The sequence below is a fragment of the Galbibacter kalidii genome, from assembly GCF_026241135.1.
In the GTDB taxonomy this organism is placed as follows: Bacteria; Bacteroidota; Bacteroidia; order Flavobacteriales; family Flavobacteriaceae; genus Galbibacter.
In genome coordinates this window covers 59,779-79,856 of the sequence record NZ_JAPFGA010000002.1, presented here as the reverse complement: position 1 = coordinate 79,856, position 20,078 = coordinate 59,779, and the positions used below count along the sequence as shown (strand labels likewise).

Sequence of the window (20,078 nt, the reverse complement as noted above, 5' to 3'; positions counted from 1 at the left end):
AATACCTAAAGATTGAAAAGAACCATTAAGTTGCTTAATGAAATATCTTAATTCCCTTAACTCCTTAATGGTTTACATTTTTTTACAATACTTGATATAAAAGATTGAAAAGTAAAATAGTATAAATCGAGAAATTCAGTTCAAGATAGAGTTATAATGTATGTTCCTGTAAATATTTATAGACTAACATTATGATGTGAGATTGCAAACCCCGTAGGGGTGACATATTAATCCCCGGAAAAGGGCTTACCCTCAAGATAATTTATTCTTCCAGACTTCTTAGGTATTTTTCTTTATAAGCTGCTTTTTGTTTTGTTTGGCGTCTTTCTTCTGAAGGTTTTGTGTATTGCTGTCTTTCCCTAAGTTCTTGTAATACTTTGGTTTTTTTGTACTTTCTTTTGAACCGTTTAAGGGCTCTTTCAATACTTTCTCCTTCTTTAACTATCGTTTTTAACATATATTGATTTTAAAATTATACTTGTACATAATATAATAAAAATCTTTGAAATCTATAATGGAGGAAGGATTTTCAGCTTAAAACCAATAATGTCCAAAATATTTTTTTGACGTAGGACTTAAGACTTATGATCTTCAACATCTAACACGTTGATATAATAATAAATAGAAATCGTACGTCATACGTCTTGAAGTCATATGTCAGCGGTCTAAAAATTAAACCCATGCCATCTTGATATGCTGGAAGTATTTATAAAATATGGGGTTGAGTGGTTTTTTCCAAAAGCGTTTAGGACGTTATTGGTGTAAAACCCCTACTGCAGTTTGCGTGGGCACATTGTAAGGTTGCAAAGCCTTCCTGCAGGCTGCAGGAACATTTTGTAGAAGAATAATACCTCCCTGCAAGCTGCACGAACTTTTTGTAAGCAAACAATGACATCTTGTATTGTGGTCATGCAGCAGTACTTTATCACAAAACCCAAATGAAAGGCCACATCGTCAAAACAATTGACGCTCTGAGGGGTTGACTCAAAACTTCCTGTCCGGATGAAACGGACTAATATCCATAGAGGTCTTTTTACCATCAATAACTTCTGAAACCAGTTTTCCGGTGGCGGGACCGAGGCTCCACCCCATCATGGCATGTCCGGTGGCAAAAGTCACATTTTTACAGTGTTTTGATTTTCCGATATAGGGCAATCCGTCCGGAGAAACAGGACGTAAACCACTTTTGGCATTTTGTTTTTCTTCTTCCGTGATTTCTATTTCGGGATAATAGGCTTTGGCTGCCCGGGCTATGGCTTCAACCCTTTCTTTACGGATGATCGTATTGATACCCGAAAATTCCATAGTTCCGGCAAAACGGGTGAATCCGTTCATCGGGGTCATGGCAGCCTTAGCTTCCATCAAGATAGCGGGAAGTGTAATCCCTGTTGGCCTTTCAATATTGATGCGATATCCCTTTCCGGCTTGTACAGGCAAGTTAATCCCTATTTTTTTTGCCACTTTTTGGCTCCATGAACCTGCGGCGATAACCACTTCATCGGGAGTGTATGTAGCCTTATTGGTTTTTATTTGGCTTACTTTTCCACGATTCAGTTTGATATCTTCTACTTCTTCCCCGGTGTTGATGACAACGCCTTGGCTTTTTAGATAGGTAACCATTTTAGGCATAAATTCGGTCGGGGTGCTGTGGCCATCACATTCATAATAAATGGCACCTTTGGCGTCGATAGTGACATTGGGCTCGAGTTTTTTGAGTTCGTTTTGATCGACATATCTTGCTTCTAAACCTTCATACTGTGCTTTTTTGGCAACTTCCATTTCGTGGGCTCCGGCTTTGTCGGTTTTGTGAAGCATGAGTAATCCTTTGCGTTCATAATGAAAGGAACCAAGTTCACCTGATGCCAGAAGATCTTCATATAACCCACGACTTAAAATATTGATGTCTTTGATCACCGGAATGGCTTTGGCTACTTTTTCCTTGGTGGATGATTTGTAAAAACTCCAGGCCCATTTAAAAAAATCAACATCCCATCGGAGTTTCATATAAAAAGGGCTGGACGAATTGAACATCCATTTGATTCCTTTGGCAATCATGCCGGGTGCTGCCAAGGGAATAATATGACTAGGTGTAATAAATCCCGCATTTACAAACGAAGCCCCTTCTTTGATATCAAATTTATCAAGAACAGTAACCTGATGCCCTTCTTTCTGTAAAAAATATGCTGATGAAAGCCCTGCAATGCCTCCTCCTATGATAACAACTTTCACACGAATAAATTTAAATTAAACACTTGGTTTTAGCCAATTACCTTGACCATACTGAGGTTATCTAAAAAGCTACAAATTCAGATGTCATGCTGAGTATAATGTCACCCTGAGCCTGTCGAAGGGCTGTCGAAGCATAATCCCATAAAAACCAACATGTCTTCGACAAGCCTGCCTGTCGGCAGACAGGCTCAGACTGACAAATTAAGTTCACTCCAGACTTTTTAGACAACCTCTTTTCCATATTTTATTCCGAACTATTCTCCTTTTTCTCGATATACTGATTGACCCTGCGTTCCAAAATAGGCAAGGTGACAGTACCTTGTCCCAAGATGACCTCATGAAATTCCCGGATATCGAATTCGGTTCCCAATGCTGCCTTTGCTTTTTTGCGTAGCTCACGGATTTTTAGTTCTCCTATTTTATAAGAAATGGCTTGTCCGGGCCATGCGATATATCGGTCGGTTTCGGTATTGATCTCGTGTTCAGACAATGCGGTGTTTTGCTTCATAAAATCGACTGCTTGTTTTCGTGTCCATCCCTTGGCATGTATTCCGGTATCAACAACTAAACGGCAGGCACGCCACATCTCATAAGTGAGTTTCCCGAATTCTTCATAAGGTGTGGTGTAGATGCCCATTTCATCAGCGAGAAATTCTGAATATAAGCCCCATCCTTCACCATAGGCAGAGAGGTATAATTGTTGCCGGAATTTTGGGATGCTGTCTCCCAATTCGCTGTTTAAAGAACCTTGCAGATGATGTCCCGGAACCGCTTCATGTGCGGTTAAAGCCGGAAGGGCATACAAAGGCCTACTGTCCAATTTATAGGTATTCACCAGATAATGCCCTGCTTGTCTGCTGTTTCGGCTTCCCGAATATCTTCCGGCGGTATATTTGGGAGCGATAGCATCCGGAACTTTAATCACTCCATAAGGTTTCCGTGGCAGGGTGATAAAATATTTTGGGAGTTCGTTGTCTATCTTTTTGGCAATATTCCTGGCTTCTTTCAGCAACTCTTCTCCTGTGGTGGCATAAAACTGTTTGTCTGTTCTCAGGAATTTCAAAAAATCTTCAAAACTACCTTCATAATCTATTTCTTCAATAATGGTCTCCATCTGACTTTTGATGCGTTTCACTTCTTTCAAGCCCAATTGATGAATGTCTTCAGCAGTATAATCTTTTGTTGTGGTGTAAAAATTGATCCTGTTTTGGTAAAATTCCCTTCCGCCGGGTGTTTCAGATACGCCAATGGCCTCACGGGTATTGGGAATGTATTCCTCCTCAAAAAAGGTTTTAATCTTTTTAAAAGCCGGTACAACACTATCTTTTATTGCTTTTATGGCTGCTTTGAGTATAGAATCTTTTTGTGTTTCCGTCAGTGATTCCGGGAGTTTCTTTAAAGGGGAGTAGAAATGACTTTCTGTTGGGTCGTCCACAATATGGTCGTTGTAAGTGGATTCATAGCCGTTAAAGATTATTTTTGGTTGTGAGATTCCTTTGTCAATTCCTTCGCGGATAAGCACTAAATTTTGAGACACAAAATGCGGAATGTCATTTAACATGTTCAGGTATTTTTTTGCATCTTCATGATCAAAAAAGGGTTTTATCCTGTAGTTTAAATTAAGATGAAAGCCTTGATCGGCCTGAATCGGATTGAGATACATTTCATAGGTATATTCATCAATTCTGTTTTGAAGTTTGAATTTTAAAAGTTCCAAAGAGATCTTTTCGGTTTCAGATAAATTGAGAGGATCGATCTTGTCTAATTTGTTCAATTGCTCTTCAGCAAAATCAGCATCTTTTTTATACAATTCCTTTTCAAATCTACCTAACGGATGCTTGTCCCCATCATAAAGCTCAAAATCTTCAACGGTTTGAATCACGTCTTCCAATTGGCTAGATGACAAGTTTTTTTCTGAACACGATATAAAAAGGAACAGGATTATATAGAGGGGAAAAACGAATGAGGAGAGAAGGTTATTTTTGTTCATGATAAGATTGAATTTTGTTTGCTCTTCGGAAGCCCTTTTACAACAAGTTCATAAGAATGGTCGATCAATTCTTTTAAAAATTCGGGAGAGATTTCCGAAGGGTTTATCGAGACGGTATTCCAGTGTTTTTTGTTCATATGATATCCGGGCTTGATGGATTGAAATTCTGCTCTGAGTTCAACCGCCCAATCGGGATCACATTTTAGGTTGATGCTTTTCTCTCCGGCTTCCCATTTGTCGAGTCCGCAGAGCGCGAACATTTTTCCAGCTACTTTAAAAACCAGGGTATGTGGCCCAAAAGGAAATTCCTCAGTAACAGCCTTTTTAGAAATGCAATATGTTCGCAATGCTTCTATATTCATTTTGCTTTTTCAGTTTCTTCGATTGAAAATGTTATTTCGTTTTTTTGATTTATTTCCAAGGCTGTGTAATCGAGTTTCCAGCCAATTGCCTCTACCATGTTTTCGATCATATGAACAGCGTCCAAAGCTTCTTTTTTAGCAGATTCCAAGAGTCCGCTATCGGGTATTTTTTTCAGGATATGTTCTTTAGCTTCGTTGTTAATGGCCGAAAGGTCTTCCGTTTTAAACCAATTGAAAAGGCCTTCTTTGATGTCGTAATATTTTACCTCAGGTTCGATACTCAACACCTCAGGCTGTGGAAAAGCGGTAAGGAAAACCTTTTTGGCATTGGAATCAGCACGCATTTCAATTTTTTTAAGGTCAAAACCGATATTTACCTTGGCGTTGATGATCAGTAGCGCTTTCTTTTTACTGCTGATAAGCTTCAGGAAGTGCTCCTTTACATTTTCATATTGATAAATCTCGGCGAATTCGCCTTCCACCGTAATAAGTTTATATACATTCCTGATCTTTTCCAGAAGAATTACCGATTGCTTTTCTGTGCTTTCGGTTGATTTCCTTTTTCTGAAAAAGGAGAAGAGCCAATACATTCCCATGGCTCCCAGTAGTAATCCGATTAGAATTTGAACAAGATCATTCATCGTTTTTTCCTATTTTGTCTATGTGTGTGTTTGAAAAACTGTCGCTGTATTTAAGTCCGTAGCCCAGGACCCTGTCGAACGAGGCATGGGCAAAAAGCAAGATTCCCGTAAATTGAAGATACTCATTTTCGAGTCCAATACCAATAAAGTAAATAAGGAGCGCAATCCCTTTATGATGAAAAAGGTTGTAAGTAAATGCTCCGATTTTTGTGTTGAAGATATAGCCCAACATGCCAATATCCGGAGCAAGGAACAAGCCGATGAACCACCACCAACTGAGCGAAAGCTTACTGAACATAAAAACAGCTAATGCGAGCATTAAAAGTTCTTCAATTTTTAAAACGTATTTCATTTCTTAAAATTTCAAATTCCAAGCACCAAATTCCAAAGCTTTTGACTTCCGTCTTCAGACCTCTTATAACTCACCCACACCACAACTCCGTAACTTCATAACAAGATAGCTCCGTAACATTAGTCATTTGTCCCCGGTCATCGGTCACCCGTCTTTCAACTTAAAACTTCATACAACACAGGTTTGCTTGGGGAAGCATCATTTTCAAAAGGAGCTATTTGCAGGTTCAGTAAATAAGTACCGTCTTCAACCTGATCGGGAACAAAAATAAATTCTGTTATGGTGGCTTCTTTTCTGATTTTGCCATTCACATCCCAAAAAGTTTTATGAGCCAACAATTTCCCTTCGTCTTTTTCCTTATCTACTGAGGGAAGGTCGATCAACAAATGTTCGATTCCTTTTTCACGTATAAAAATAGCAGTTTCTTCCAAAAGATAAGGCGGATTCGTATGTGAATATTGTTTTGACAATTTGTTTTCCGTATTCGGAAGTGTCCTGATAACCAAAGCTTCGGGATGTTGGTCTTTTAAGGCTGTTTCCAATTGTTTTTTACTGATGACAAGATCGTCTCCCATTTTTTCAGGAGTAACTGAAATCAATTCCGCCAGAAAAAAGAATTGTTTCAGGGTCTTGTTGATGCTATGAAACACTTTGGTGATATGTCCCACACATTCGGTATGAGTGCCATGTGCATGCGGATTGAAAAAAATGTTGTTGAAATTGGTTGAAGCCCCTGCAGAAACACTGCCCGTAAAACCCCCGTCAACTACAGGTTCTATCTTTGGTGGGTCGAGATACCAAGCATTTGGATTGTCCTTATCACCGCGTAGCGGAATTGAAATATCGATAGGCTTCGATAAATCGACATTGTGTTTTTTTGAGTTGATCTGTATGGTTGAAAGCATATATTTTTAGCCGATTTTTATTTAACCGCAAGGCACGCAAGGGTTTTCCTGCCTTTGCAGGCAGGTAAGCGCAAAGGTTGCAAAGGGCTTATAAATTGTTAGCGACTCTTTTAATTCCATTTTTAATTAAGGCTACATTAAAGTTAATCAACAATCCCAACTTACAATCTGTTAATTTTAAATATGTTAAAACTTGTGCAAGATGGACATCGTTTAGCGCTTCAACTGCTTTTATTTCAAGAATGAGCTTGTTCTCAACCAAAATATCAAGTCTGTAACCTACTTCTAATTTTACATCTTCATAAACCAAGGGCAATGGTTTTTGCTTTTCAACCTTTAATCCTGCTTTCTTTAACTCGTAAAATAAACATTCTTCGTAAGCACTTTCTAAAAGTCCGGGGCCTAAAGTTTTATGCACTTTCAAAGCACAGTCAAATACTATTTTAGACAATTCATTTTCTGTCATAACAAAGTGTAGGCTTTATCTTTAGTTCACAATTCCTTGCGCCCATTGCGTATAACCATAGCGCTCTTAGCGGTTAAATTTTTTCACTCTAAATTTAAAATAAAAAGATCAGAAGCAATACCGTCTGTCAGAAATTTTCCTTTGGGCGTGGTTTTAAGGGTTTTGGTTGAAATGCTCAGGAAGTCTTGGTCGATGAACTTTTGGGCTGAGGTCAATAACTTATCGGTGTATGCACAGCCAAAATCACTTTCAATTTTGTCAAGGGATACTCCCCAAATGGTACGTAGTCCGGTCATGATATATTCGTTATAGCGATCTTTTGCAGATAAGGTTTCTGTTTCCCGGGGAAGGCTTTCTTGTTCGATAGATTTCATATAGCGGGTATTGTTGGCAATATTCCAGCTTCGTGTTTTTCCGTCATAACTATGAGCAGAAGGTCCTATGCCGAGGTATTTTTTCCCTAACCAATAGGCGGAATTGTTCCTGCTGAAAAAACCTTCTTTTCCAAAATTGGAAAGTTCGTAATGGATAAAGTCATTTTTCCCCAGTTCGCTCACCAATATATTGAAGTGTTCCTGAGCCAGCGCATCATCCACCGGATCAACAACTCCTTTTTCAATGAATTTTGCCAAGGCGGTTTTGGGTTCTACGGTAAGGGCGTAGCTTGAAATATGCGGAATATTGAAAGCCAAAGCAGTCTCGATATTTTTAAACCAACGTTTTGAACTCATATGTTGTATTCCGTAGATAAGGTCTATGGAAATATTGTCAAAATGACGGGTTGCCTCTTCAAGACAGTGAAGCGCCTCTTTTGCGTTGTGTGCCCTGTTCATTAGCTGGAGGTCTTCTTCAAAAAAGGATTGAATGCCAATGCTCAAGCGGTTTACAGGGGTTTGGGAAATTTTGAGAACTTGCTCTTTGTCCAAATCATCAGGATTGGCTTCGAGGGTGATTTCCGGAGCATCGACGACCTCAAAATTATCATAAACACTATCGATAAGGAATTGCAATTCGTTTACCGATAACAAGCTCGGCGTACCACCGCCAAAATAGATGGTTTCCACAGTTTCGTCCACTTCGTTTTTACGAAGGACGATTTCTTTTGCCAAGGCATTAACGAGTTCCGTTTTCTTTTTCAGGGAAGTGGAAAAATGAAAATCGCAGTAGTGACAAGCTTGTTTGCAAAAGGGAATATGGATGTAAATTCCGGCCATGGAGCAAAAGTACAGCTTTGAAATCGAATTTTAAGTCCGTGGAAAAATCAAATAAACGATAAGTCTTTAAAAGTTAGTTTTTTGTAATAAAAATTGATGGTTTTTTGTTAGGTAACATAAAGAAATAACGTATATTTGCACCCGCCTACCGACAGGCAGGCTCGCTTAAGCCTAAAGGCGAGCGAATTTTAGAATTAATAACAGGGGTCGAGTACCCCGCTAATTAATGGATTATGCCAGTAAAAATCAGATTACAAAGACACGGTAAAAAAGGAAAACCTTTTTATTGGGTAGTAGCGGCTGACGCTCGCGCAAAAAGAGATGGTAAGTTTCTTGAAAAATTGGGGATTTATAACCCAAACACCAACCCCGCTCAAATCGAGTTGGACATTGATAGTTCTGTAAAATGGCTTCAAAATGGTGCACAACCAACTGATACAGCCAGAAGAATTTTGTCATACAAAGGGGTTTTGTTGAAACACCACCTATTGGGAGGTGTTGCTAAAGGCGCTTTGACTGAAGAAGAAGCTCAGAAGAAATTTGAAGCTTGGGTTGAAGAAAAAGAAGGTAAGGTAGACGCTAAGAAAGAAGACGTAGCAAAAGCCGAAGCTGAAGCTAAAGCAAAAGCGTTGGAAGCTGAAAAAGAAATCAACGAAAAACGTAAAGCCGAAGTTGCAGAAGCAGAAGCTCCTGCTGAAGAAGAAGTAGCTGAAGAAGCTGCTCCGGAGGCCGAAGCTGAAGCAAAAACTGAAGAACCTGCTGCTGAAGCGGAAACCAAAGAAGAAGAAAAAGTAGAAGCTAAGGAAGAGGAAAAGGCTGAAGCGAAAGCTGAAGAGCCTGCCGCTGAAGACAAGAAAGAAAACAAAGCGGAAGCTAAGGAAGAAGAAAAGAAAGCAGACGCTTAATATATTTTCATGAGAAAAGAAGATTGCTTCTATCTCGGTAAGATTGTTAAAAAGTACGGCTTTAAGGGTGAGGTATTAGCAAAGTTGGATACCGATGAACCCGAACTCTACAAAAATTTGGAATCAGTATTTATTGCTTTAGGCAATGATCTGGTTCCTTTTTTTATTGAAAAATCTTCGTTGCACAAGTCACAACTCCTCCGGATGCGATTGGAAGATGTGAATACAGAAGCCGAAGCAGAATCTATTTTGAGGAGCGAGCTCTACCTTCCTCTGGAATTTTTACCCAAACTGAGTGGTGACCAATTTTATTTCCATGAGATCATTGGTTTTAAGATGAAAGATGTGGCCTATGGCGATGTTGGGGTGATCACTGCGGTAAACGACAGTACCGCACAAGCCTTGTTTGAAGTAGACCACGACGGAAAACAGGTGTTGATTCCCTTAAACGATGAATTCATCGAAAAAGTGGATCGTGACAAAAAAGAGATCGTGATGAAAACCCCGGAAGGTTTGATCGAACTTTACCTTTAAAAACACCTTCAACCACTACATTTCTTCAGAAAAAACAGGAATAGCAATGTCCAATAAACCGTTCCGATTCAAACAATTCACCATTCATCAAGATCGTTGTGCGATGAAGGTGGGGACAGATGGCGTACTTTTGGGTGCTTGGGTTTCATTGGAAAATCGTCCTTTTTCTATTTTGGACATAGGTGCCGGCACTGGATTGATTGCCTTGATGATGGCACAGCGAAGCGATGCAGAGTTGATCGATGCCATTGAGGTGGACGATGATGCTTACGAACAATGTGTGGAGAATTTTGAAGCTTCAGATTGGGGTGACCGTCTGTTTTGCTACCATGCCGGCTTTGATGAATTCACCGATGAGATCGACGACACCTACGACCTTATCATTTCCAATCCTCCATTCCATTCTGAAGTAATGTCTTCGGGGAATGAACAAAGGGATGTAGCCCGTTCCAATTTTTCACTACCGTTTGAAGAATTGCTTGAAGGCGTGGCAAAATTACTTTCCACAAATGGAACCTTCAATGTGGTTATTCCGTATAAAGAAGAGGAGCGATTTTTGGAAATAGCCTCAAAAAATAAACTTTTCCCCAACCGGATTACCCATGTGAAAGGAAATCCTGCTTCAGAAATAAAAAGAAGTCTTATCGCATTTTCATTCAGAAAAACAGCTACCGAATATTCAGAATTGATTATTGAAAACCAAAGGCATCAATATACCGAAGATTATATAAAACTTACCAAGGATTTTTATCTGAAGATGTCCCACTAAGGGGGTATTTCCCGCTATTTTGTATTGAAGTAATTTCTTAAGTGCTTTATGGGCTTGCCCCGAGACAGTTGATTGGAGCACTGCCTTATGCGTAAAGACTAATGGGACTTCAAAAGCCCCTTTTGTTTTCAAAAAAACCGGGAAACGTATAGCACTCTTATTTTCACAACTGCGCCAGATCTTTTAAAGGCTTTAAAACAAGAGGTTTTCGGGAAACAACTGCACTTACTTCAATTCCCTGATAAATTTACTTTCAACAGAAAGATCGGCATGGTAAAGGACGGGTCAGAATCATATATATAACATAATTATAGTGTATTTATAGCGTATATATAGCGTGTTTATGACGTATATATAGCGTATTTAATATACAAGAAGCACATACTATAGCTTCATACCCGTCAAAGAAGTGGTTTTTCATAATATAATAAAGGAATCCCAATCGGGTTTGTGCCAATACCTGTCGTCGATACCTGTGCCGACTGTAGCATCGGCAAGAACCTGATGAAGTACCGGGAGTAAATATTTGTACATTAAAACCTGATTTCCGGTACTTTTTCTTTCAGGAAAAAATATCAAAATGCGCAATGGGTGACTTTTATTATAATTCTATTCTTTTGTGGCAAAATCAGAATATGTTAAAACTTGCCCTTTTATTTTGAGGAATTATATTTTTTTGTAATATAGCAATGAATATATTAAAATGTTTATATAATTATTGATGTAGTAGTCTTGTCTGACTACTTTTTTTCGAGATCTTAGCTAAATCGTTTTAGCAATTAACTTTTAAAATAAAAACACAGTTTTGAAAAGAGAAGCTCGTAAAGCTAACATCAATTTAATAAAACGTTTTAGTAATAATTAACGTTTTTAACTAGCTACACTTATGAAAACAAATCTATTCAAACGGTTTGTGTTACCCATTGCATTCTTATGTTTTGGCTATACACAAGCACAACAGACAGTCTCAGGGACTGTATCAGACGAAAATGGTCCACTACCGGGCGCAAATGTGTTGGTAAAAGGAACCACCAACGGAACTCAAACAGATTTTGATGGAAATTATCAATTGACCGATGTGTCAGATGATGCGGTCTTGGTTGTTACCTATATTGGGTTTGCGGCTCAAGAGATTTCTGTAAATGGACGATCAACAGTTAATGTTGTTCTCCAAGAAGACGCACAAGCCCTTGACGAGGTGGTTGTGGTAGGGTATGGTACTCAGAAGAAGAAAGAGATTACTTCTGCCGTTGCCTCAGTAAAAGCTGAAGACTTTAACCAGGGAGGGGTGCGATCCCCAATGGATCTTGTACAAGGTAAAGTTGCCGGATTGAACATTACCCGTACACAAGGGAATAACCCGAATTCCGGGGCGTCATTACAGCTTCGTGGAGTTTCATCAGTTTCCGGAGATATTTCTCCATTAATAGTTATTGATGGTATTCCCGGAGGAAATCTGGATCTGTTACAACAGGACGATATAGAGTCTATCGACGTTTTAAAAGATGGTTCCGCAGCTGCAATTTATGGTACCAGAGGTAATGCCGGGGTAATCCTTATTACAACTAAAAAAGGAAGAAGCGGAGTAACCAAGACAGAATACAACACCTACATTCAAAGGGAGTTTGTAGATAAAAAACCAAATTACCTGTCAGCTTCAGAGTTTAGGGATTTAATCGCTCAGGGGGTTATATCTGAAGATCAGGATTTCGGATATACTACCGATTTATATGATGAATTATTAAATAAGAGTAACCTGAGTCAGTATCATAATTTCTCCATATCGGGAGGAAGTGATAAAACGAATTACAGAGCATCTGCATATTATAATGATGCAGAAGGTTTGCCGAAAGAGAACGGACGTGAACAATTTGGAGGGCGTTTTAGCATCAATCATAAAGGTTTGCAGGATTTGTTAACTGTACAATCTAATATTGCTGCCAACTTTAACAAGGCTAATTTTTTAGGTGGAGGCACAGGAGATTTTGAGCAAGCAATTCAACGTAACCCTACAGCACCTTTATACAATCCTGATGGAAGTTTTTATGAAACTCAGGCCTATAACAACTACAATCCTTTATCCCGATTGGCTAATCGTATTAATGAAAGAAATCAGGAGACTTTTTCCGGGGATTTGCGGTTGAGCTTACAATTGGCTGAAGGATTAACAGCCAGCGTTTTTGGTTCGTACGTAAGAAATACCTATAACGACAGGCAGTATAGATCCATGAATGATTGGGATCAAAGACCTACTTCACAGTATCAAGGTACGGCCTATGCCAGAAAGTTAAACAATCTGGATTGGTCCAAAACATTGGAGGCTACCCTCGAGTATAAAACCACCATTGCTAAGGATCATAATATAGGAGTTATAGGAGGTTATAGTCATCAGTATAGTACCAGAGAGGAGTTTTGGGTAGATAACAGTGGTTTTACCACCGATGGATTCCTGGACTGGAATTTAGGTGCAGGTTCTGCTATACAAAACACACAACTTCCAAGACCGGGACTTGATAGTTTTAAAGAAGATAATACGCTTATTGGTGTTTTCGGGAGGCTTAATTATGCGTATAAGGAAAAATACTTCGCTCAATTTATCATCCGTAGGGAGGGTTCTTCAAGATTTGGTGATAACCACAAATGGGGGAATTTCCCTGCAGCATCTGTAGGTTGGACTATTAGTGAAGAAAGCTTTATGCAAGGGATTGATGCAATTAATCAGTTGAAAATAAGATTTGGTTATGGGGTAACCGGTAATCAGGGAATAGGTAATTATCAATCCTTAGTTACGCTGGGAACAGGAGGTGTATATCCACAGGACGGGGTGTATTATCAAACCTATGGAGCGGCAAGAAACCCGAACCCAGACCTAAAATGGGAGGAAAAACATGAGATGAATTTAGGGATCGACTTTGGATTTCTTAACAATCGTTTAAGCGGGGCGATAGATCTATACAAAAGAAACACAAAAGATTTATTGTTTAACTATAAGGCACAACAGCCTCCATTTGTTAGAGATTTGATTTTCACAAATGTGGGAGAATTGGAAAATAAAGGTATTGAAGTCTTGATTTCAGGCCTTCCTGTTCAAGGTGAGGACTTTCAGTGGAATGTTGATTTTACGGGAAGTTATCAGGATAATAAATTGAAAGTGCTTTCCAATGAAAATTTCCAAGCCAACTGGCTTAATTTTGGAGGTTTGCCTTCTCCGGGGAACCTTGGAGATGCTATTCGTTTGGAAGAAGGCGGTGCTGTAGGGAATTTCTACGGAAAACGATTTGCCGGACTTACCGATGACGGAAAATGGTTGTTTTACAAGGAAGACGGAACAACCGGTTTAGCCAGTGAAATGAATGAAAACGACCTCACTGTTATTGGTAATGGGGTGCCAAAATATCAAGCCTCATTAAGCAATAGCCTTAAGTATAAGAATTTTGATCTGACCATATTCTTTAGAGGGAAATTTGGGTTTGATATCCTGAATACCAAGGACATGTATTTCGGAAACAAGAAATGGTTGCCAAATAACTTGTTGAAGAGTGCGATTACCAAACATAATGATATAGATGACGATCCTCAATATTCTGATTATTATATTGAGAAGGGAGATTTTGTAAAATTGGACAATATTACCTTGGGTTATAATGTTCCGTTAGATTCAAAATACATCCAGTCATTACGAATGTATATATCCGGACGTAACCTGGCTACTTTTACAGGATATAGCGGAATTGATCCGGAACTTCAAGATACTGGTTTTACAACAGGTATAGACGGCAGGGATTTTTATCCAAGGACTAAATCTTGGACTTTCGGACTAAATTTTGGATTCTAAAAACAAGAAAATCATGAAACAATATATAAAACATATTAAAAATGTTTTCATCTTGGGAGCTGCCCTCGTTGCAGGGAGTTGTTCCGATCTGGATGAAAATGTATATAGCGAACTGAATTCTGATAACTTTTATAAAAATAAAACAGAAGTTTTACAGGGAGCTTTAAGACCCTTTACCCATATGCAGGCATGGTTGGCTCCAACCGGGCAGAGTGCGTATTATTATCACAGTGAATTATCATCAGACCAATTGGCATGGCCCCAAAAAGGACGTCATGGTTATGATGGAGGTGATCACTTTAGACAACATTACCATACCTGGACCAGTAATGAGGGAAGAATGCGAAGTGCATGGGTGCTCATGTGGTCTGGTGTAGGATATATAAATGCGGCTATTGAAGATATTTCTGCTATTTCTAATCCCGAAGCTATTGACATGACTGCAGCTGAAATAGAATCAATTTTGGCAGAACTATATGTGCTTAGGGCCTATCACTATATGAAAATTATGGATCTGTGGGGGAATGTACCCATAGTGACTAAAGTGGGTGAACCATTAAACCCTCCTACGGCACCGAGAAGTGAAGTTTTTGAGTTTGTAAAGACTGAACTGGAGACCTATGTTCCGCAATTGCCTAAATATTCTACTGAGCTTATAGGTCGTACTACCCAAACAGCAGGTTATGCCATGCTTTCAGAATTGTATTTAAACGCTGAAGAATGGAGCGGGACTCCAATGTGGGATGAGTGTATAGCAGCCAGTGACAAGATTATAAACGGAGATGCCGGAGGTATTGGAGGTGCGCCTCAATTAGCCGATGATCTTCTTGAGAACTATAGTAATACCAACAGAACCGCTTCTGAAAGCCTGTATCAAATTGCCTACAGTAGAAAAGGTGGTTTCAGCTTTGGTTGGGGAGGTTTCTTCTTAGGATATGGAAATATCTCCGAGGCACTGAATATTGGATTTAGCGGCTGGAATGCTTTTGTAGTGGTGCCTTCGGCTTTTGATGCTTATGATGAAACTGATCTTAGAAAAGAAGAATGGTTTTTATTCGGCCCTCAATATAAATACGGTACAACCGAGCCTGTATTGGGTACAGAAGAGTATAGCGGTGAACCTTTGGTATATGTAAACAGTATCCGAAGGGAAAGCGAAGGCGATACTTCCAGCGAAGGAAGCATGGCAGAAGGTGAAGAAAATAGCGGCGCACGCTTTAACAAATATCAAGCAGGAACACTGGATGATGAAAACTATTGGGAAAACCACTATATCATTTACCGTCTTACCGAGATCTACTTCAATAAAGCAGAAGCTTTGATGAGAAAGAATGGAGGTACTGCTACTCAGGAAGCGGTGGATTTGATCAATGCGTCTAAGAGAAGAGCTTTTAGTGATGCGGATTGGCCAAATCACCAATATACAACAGCAACCCTTACCATGGATGAATTGTTAGCCGAAAGAGGTAGGGAATTTATCTTTGAAGGAAAGCGCCGTACAGATCTGATTCGATTTGGGAAGTATACCACAGGATCATGGTGGGATCATGAACCAACAGGAGATCCTAATAAAAAGCTATTTGCAATTCCGGCAGACCAAATGGCGAATAACCCGAATCTGGAACAAAACCCAGGATACTAAATATGTTGTTCTTTATTAGTTAGTTTGGATCCTCCCGCTCTTTTTTTGGTGCGGGAGGATTATTTTAAAAAAGCATATATTATTGTGCTCAAAAACAGTTTTTATGATCAAAACAATGCGATTAACAAGTTACGCTGCACTCCTTTTATTGTTTGTTTGCCGTTTATCCTTCGGTCAACAACAAATTGGAGCCGTTGAAAATCCGATCGATTATGTAAATCCGTTGATGGGAACAGACTCCAAACCGAGTTTGTCCAACGGAAATGTTTATCCTGCCATAGCTATGCCTTGGGGGATGAACTTTTGGACACCTCAAACCGGAAAAATGGGCAGCGGTTGGGCCTATGAATACGATGCCGATAAAATAAGAGGCTTTAAACAGACACACCAACCTTCACCATGGATGAACGATTACGGACAATTTGCCATTATGCCCGTTACCGGAAAACTGCGTTTTAATGAAGATGAACGTGCCAGTTGGGTTTCTCATAAATCGGAAGTTGTAAAACCTCATTATTACAGTGTGTATCTGGCAGATCACAATGTAACTACCGAGATTACTCCCACGGAAAGAGCAGCACGTTTTAGATTTACCTTTCCGGAAACGGATAGTGCTTATGTAGTGATTGATGCTTTAGATAAAGGGTCATACATAAAAATTCTTCCGAAGGAAAACAAAATCATAGGCTACACCACCAAAAATAGTGGCGGGGTTCCGGAGAACTTTAAAAATTACTTTGTTATCGAGTTCGATAAAGCCTTTGCCAATACACATACTTTTAACGGAAATCAATTGAATGAAGCTTCGGAAGTACAGGCCGATCATGTAGGGGCTGTTGTTGGTTTTGAAACTGAAAAAGGAGAGGTGGTAAACGCAAAAGTGGCTTCTTCCTTTATTAGCCATGAACAAGCGACGTTAAACCTTAATGAAATTGGAACAAAAGATTTTGATGGATTAAAAACCGAGGGACGAAATATATGGAATAAAGAACTGAATAGAATTAAAGTCGATGGAGGTTCAATAGACCAGTTTCGCACTTTTTATTCATGCTTGTACCGCTCTCTGTTGTTCCCAAGGAAGTTTTTTGAATATGATAAAGATGGAAATGTAGTACATTACAGTCCGTACAACGGAAAAGTACTTCCCGGATATATGTTTACCGATACCGGTTTTTGGGATACCTTCCGTTCCTTATTCCCATTTCTGAATATGATGTATCCGGAGTTAAACGAACAAATGCAGGAAGGTTTGGCCAATGCCTACAAAGAAAGTGGATGGCTACCGGAATGGGCAAGCCCCGGACTTAGAAATATCATGGTGGGGAACAACTCTGCTTCTGTGGTTGCAGACGCTTACCTTAAAATCCAAGATGCCGATTATGATATAGAAACCTTGTACGAAGCGGTAATTCACGGAGCTAATAATGAAGGCCCGATGACTGCCGTTGGCCGTGCCGGGGTGGAATATTACAACGACCTTGGATATGTTCCTTATGATGTCGGGATCAATGAAAATGCGGCGCGAACATTAGAATATGCCTACGACGATTTTGCGATCTATCAATTGGCAAAAAAACTGGGTAGACCAAAAAAAGAAATTGAGCTTTACAAAAAGCGAAGCTTAAATTATAAAAATTTATACGATAAGGAGACCAAACTTATGCGTGGAAAAAATAAGGATGGTGAATTTATGGCACCTTTCAATCCGTTTAAATGGGGCGATGCTTTCACCGAAGGAAATAGCTGGCATTATACCTGGTCAGTTTTCCACGATGTTCAAGGCTTGATGGATCTTATGGGTGGTAAGGATGCGTTTGCAACACAATTGGATGAGGTGTTCTCGCTCTCCCCTGTTTTTGATGAAAGTTATTATGGAGGGGTTATTCATGAAATTCGTGAAATGCAGATTGCCAATATGGGGCAGTATGCTCACGGGAATCAACCTATTCAGCATATGATCTATTTATACAATTTTGCATCACAACCATGGAAAGCACAGTATTGGGTCCGTGAAACAATGGATAGAATGTATCAACCCACCCCGGATGGCTATTGTGGCGATGAAGACAACGGACAAACCTCTGCCTGGTATGTGTTTTCGGCTATGGGCTTCTACCCTGTTTGTCCTGCTACAGATGAATACGTGATCGGAACGCCTTTGTTCAAAAAGATGACCTTGTCACTTCAAAATGGAAATGAAGTCACGATTAATGCACCAAAGAATGATCATGAAAACAAATACATTCAGAACATGACTTTCAACGGTAAAGAATACTCGAAAAACTATGTAAGCCATAAAGCTCTAATGAAGGGGGCAACGATAAATTTTGAAATGGGAAGTACTCCGAATAAAAATAGGGGAATTGCCAAAGAAGATGTACCTTATTCACTATCAAATGAATAATAAAAATTAATGTTATATTTTTATCACAACACGTGAAGCAAATGAGTTCAACAAATAAAACAATTAACTAAATAAAAACACGAATGTCTTTTCAAATTAAAAAAACTTCTAAAGTCTACGATGTACTGATAGTAGGATCGGGAGCAGGGGGAGGAATGGCGACAAAAGTGCTTTCTGAAGCTGGTTTCAATATTGCAGTTTTAGAAGCCGGACCAAATTTTGATCCTGCCAACCCCGAACAACAAACACAATTTAAGTGGCCTTATGAATCGCCTCGAAGAGGTGCGGGTACAACAAGAGCCTTTGGTGATTACGATATGGCCTACGGTGGATGGGAGCTTGAAGGAGAACCCTATACACACAAAAACGGAACGAAATTCGACTGGTTTCGCTCCAGAATGCTGGGAGGAAGAACAAACCACTGGGGGCGTATTTCGCTTCGTTTCGGACCTTTGGATTTTAAAAGAAAAGATTTTGACGGCAAAGGTGATAACTGGCCTATCGGTTATGAGGATGTAAAACCATACTATGATAAAGTAGATAAATTAATAGGAGTCTTCGGGACCAAAGAAAACCTCCCGAACGAACCTGATGGTTATTTTTTACCACCTCCAAAACCGCGTTTGCACGAGTTGTATTTAAAAGAAGCCGGAAAAAAAGCGGGTGTGCCTGTCATTCCTTCCCGACTTTCAATTCTTACAAAACGGGTAGATAACAGACGAGGGGCTTGTTTCTATTGCAGCCAATGTTCGCGCTCGTGTAGTATCTACGGAGATTTTTCGTCTTCTTCGGTCTTGGTAAAACCTGCACTGGAATATGACAATGTCGATCTGTATGTTAATGCTATGGTACGTGAGGTACTTACAGATGATGATGGAAAAGCAATCGGGGTTTCTTATATCAACAAAAGAGACATGCAAGAATATACGGTAAAAGCTAAAGTGGTCATTTTGGCGGCCAGTGCTTGTGGTTCTGCCCGTATATTGCTGAATTCAAAATCGTCCAGATTCCCTAACGGAATTGCCAATTCGAGTGGGGTTGTAGGGAAATACCTTCACGATTCGACAGGAGCTTCGAGGTCAGCTATTATTCCGAAATTGATGGATAGAAAACGATACAACGAAGACGGTGTTGGTGGAATGCACCTATATGTGCCATGGTGGCTGAATGACAAAAAAGACCTCGGTTTCTCCAGAGGATATCACATCGAGTTTTGGGGCGGTATGGGAATGCCATCCTACGGAACCGGAATGGGTATAGAAAATCTCAACGGGAAATTTCCCGGAAAAGGAGAGAAAAAGAAGAAGGCCGGAGGCTATGGCGTCGGACTGAAAAAAGATGTCTATAAATACTACGGAGCCATGGTTGGTATGGCTGGTAGAGGGGAAAGTATTCCGCAGAAAGATAATTACTGTGAGATCGATCCGAATGTAGTGGATAAATACGGAATTCCGGTATTGCGTTTTAATTATAATTGGACAGACGACGAACGCAAGCAAGCCAAACACATGCACGATACTTTTGAAGAACTCTACCACAATATGGGAGCAATTCCGTTAGGGGATAGACCCGGAAAAGAAAATGACTACGGTTTAGAAGCTCCGGGAAGGATCATTCACGAAGTAGGAACCACCCGAATGGGAGATGATGCTAAAACTTCGGTGGTGAATAAATACAATCAAACACATGATGTTCCTAACTTGTTTGTGATGGACGGAGGACCATTTGTATCGCAAGCCGATAAAAACCCGACTTGGACCATCCTCGCATTGGCGTGGAGAGCATCAGAGTATTTGACAGAAGAAATGAAAAAAATGAATATTTAAAACA

The 20,078-nt window shown here is 39.7% G+C and carries 16 protein-coding genes; 7 read left to right on the top strand and 9 right to left on the bottom strand.

Translation table 11 applies throughout. The features are described from left to right. Positions 1–262: 262 nt before the first annotated feature. From rpsU to hemW, 9 genes are all read right to left on the bottom strand, one after another. Positions 263–457, bottom strand: coding sequence for a 30S ribosomal protein S21 (gene rpsU / locus OOZ15_RS02530; RefSeq protein ID WP_265954143.1), 195 nt, complete (start codon positions 455–457; stop codon positions 263–265). Between the two features lie 527 nt (positions 458–984). After that, on the bottom strand, positions 985–2,235 hold the full coding sequence (locus OOZ15_RS02525) for an NAD(P)/FAD-dependent oxidoreductase (protein WP_265954534.1): 1,251 nt from the start codon (positions 2,233–2,235) through the stop codon (positions 985–987). 238 nt (positions 2,236–2,473) lie between these two features. Beyond that, positions 2,474–4,219 carry a DUF885 domain-containing protein gene (locus tag OOZ15_RS02520; protein ID WP_265954142.1) on the bottom strand — a complete coding sequence of 582 codons (1,746 nt, stop codon included), beginning with the start codon at positions 4,217–4,219 and terminating at the stop codon, positions 2,474–2,476. Then, entirely contained in the window at positions 4,216–4,581 is a 366-nt protein-coding gene (locus tag OOZ15_RS02515; protein ID WP_265954141.1) for an MmcQ/YjbR family DNA-binding protein, read from the bottom strand. The genes OOZ15_RS02520 and OOZ15_RS02515 overlap by 4 nt, the downstream gene beginning before the upstream one ends. Next, positions 4,578–5,222 carry a DUF4230 domain-containing protein gene (locus OOZ15_RS02510; protein ID WP_265954140.1) on the bottom strand — a complete coding sequence of 215 codons (645 nt, stop codon included), beginning with the start codon at positions 5,220–5,222 and terminating at the stop codon, positions 4,578–4,580. The genes OOZ15_RS02515 and OOZ15_RS02510 overlap by 4 nt, the downstream gene beginning before the upstream one ends. After that, positions 5,215–5,574 carry a DUF4260 domain-containing protein gene (locus OOZ15_RS02505; RefSeq protein ID WP_265954139.1) on the bottom strand — a complete coding sequence of 120 codons (360 nt, stop codon included), beginning with the start codon at positions 5,572–5,574 and terminating at the stop codon, positions 5,215–5,217. The genes OOZ15_RS02510 and OOZ15_RS02505 overlap by 8 nt, the downstream gene beginning before the upstream one ends. 155 nt (positions 5,575–5,729) lie before the next feature. Beyond that, positions 5,730–6,479 carry a cyclase family protein gene (locus tag OOZ15_RS02500; protein WP_265954138.1) on the bottom strand — a complete coding sequence of 250 codons (750 nt, stop codon included), beginning with the start codon at positions 6,477–6,479 and terminating at the stop codon, positions 5,730–5,732. Positions 6,480–6,567: 88 nt separating this feature from the next. After that, positions 6,568–6,945: a GxxExxY protein gene (locus tag OOZ15_RS02495; RefSeq protein WP_265954137.1), complete on the bottom strand. Its 378-nt coding sequence runs from the start codon at positions 6,943–6,945 to the stop codon at positions 6,568–6,570. Positions 6,946–7,028: 83 nt separating this feature from the next. Next, positions 7,029–8,159: a radical SAM family heme chaperone HemW gene (hemW, locus tag OOZ15_RS02490; RefSeq protein WP_265954136.1), complete on the bottom strand. Its 1,131-nt coding sequence runs from the start codon at positions 8,157–8,159 to the stop codon at positions 7,029–7,031. Between the two features lie 233 nt (positions 8,160–8,392). On the opposite strand from hemW, the gene OOZ15_RS02485 reads away from it, so the two are divergent. The 7 genes from OOZ15_RS02485 to OOZ15_RS02455 all read left to right on the top strand — a co-directional run bounded on the left by OOZ15_RS02485 (position 8,393) and on the right by OOZ15_RS02455 (position 20,074). Then, positions 8,393–9,064 carry a 30S ribosomal protein S16 gene (locus OOZ15_RS02485; RefSeq protein WP_265954135.1) on the top strand — a complete coding sequence of 224 codons (672 nt, stop codon included), beginning with the start codon at positions 8,393–8,395 and terminating at the stop codon, positions 9,062–9,064. Positions 9,065–9,073: 9 nt separating this feature from the next. Further along, complete coding sequence (rimM, locus tag OOZ15_RS02480; RefSeq protein ID WP_265954134.1) at positions 9,074–9,598, top strand: ribosome maturation factor RimM; 525 nt, start codon at positions 9,074–9,076, stop codon at positions 9,596–9,598. 46 nt (positions 9,599–9,644) lie between these two features. Then, entirely contained in the window at positions 9,645–10,367 is a 723-nt protein-coding gene (locus OOZ15_RS02475) for a tRNA1(Val) (adenine(37)-N6)-methyltransferase (RefSeq protein WP_265954133.1), read from the top strand. A gap of 886 nt (positions 10,368–11,253) precedes the next feature. Next, positions 11,254–14,202, top strand: coding sequence for a SusC/RagA family TonB-linked outer membrane protein (locus OOZ15_RS02470; RefSeq protein WP_265954132.1), 2,949 nt, complete (start codon positions 11,254–11,256; stop codon positions 14,200–14,202). Positions 14,203–14,215: 13 nt separating this feature from the next. After that, positions 14,216–15,844: a RagB/SusD family nutrient uptake outer membrane protein gene (locus OOZ15_RS02465; RefSeq protein WP_265954131.1), complete on the top strand. Its 1,629-nt coding sequence runs from the start codon at positions 14,216–14,218 to the stop codon at positions 15,842–15,844. Between the two features lie 115 nt (positions 15,845–15,959). Continuing rightward, the gene (locus tag OOZ15_RS02460) at positions 15,960–18,248 is read left to right on the top strand and encodes a GH92 family glycosyl hydrolase (RefSeq protein WP_265954130.1); all 2,289 of its coding nucleotides are present in this window, start codon (positions 15,960–15,962) and stop codon (positions 18,246–18,248) included. A gap of 83 nt (positions 18,249–18,331) precedes the next feature. Further along, entirely contained in the window at positions 18,332–20,074 is a 1,743-nt protein-coding gene (locus tag OOZ15_RS02455) for a GMC family oxidoreductase (protein WP_265954129.1), read from the top strand. Positions 20,075–20,078 lie beyond the last annotated feature (4 nt).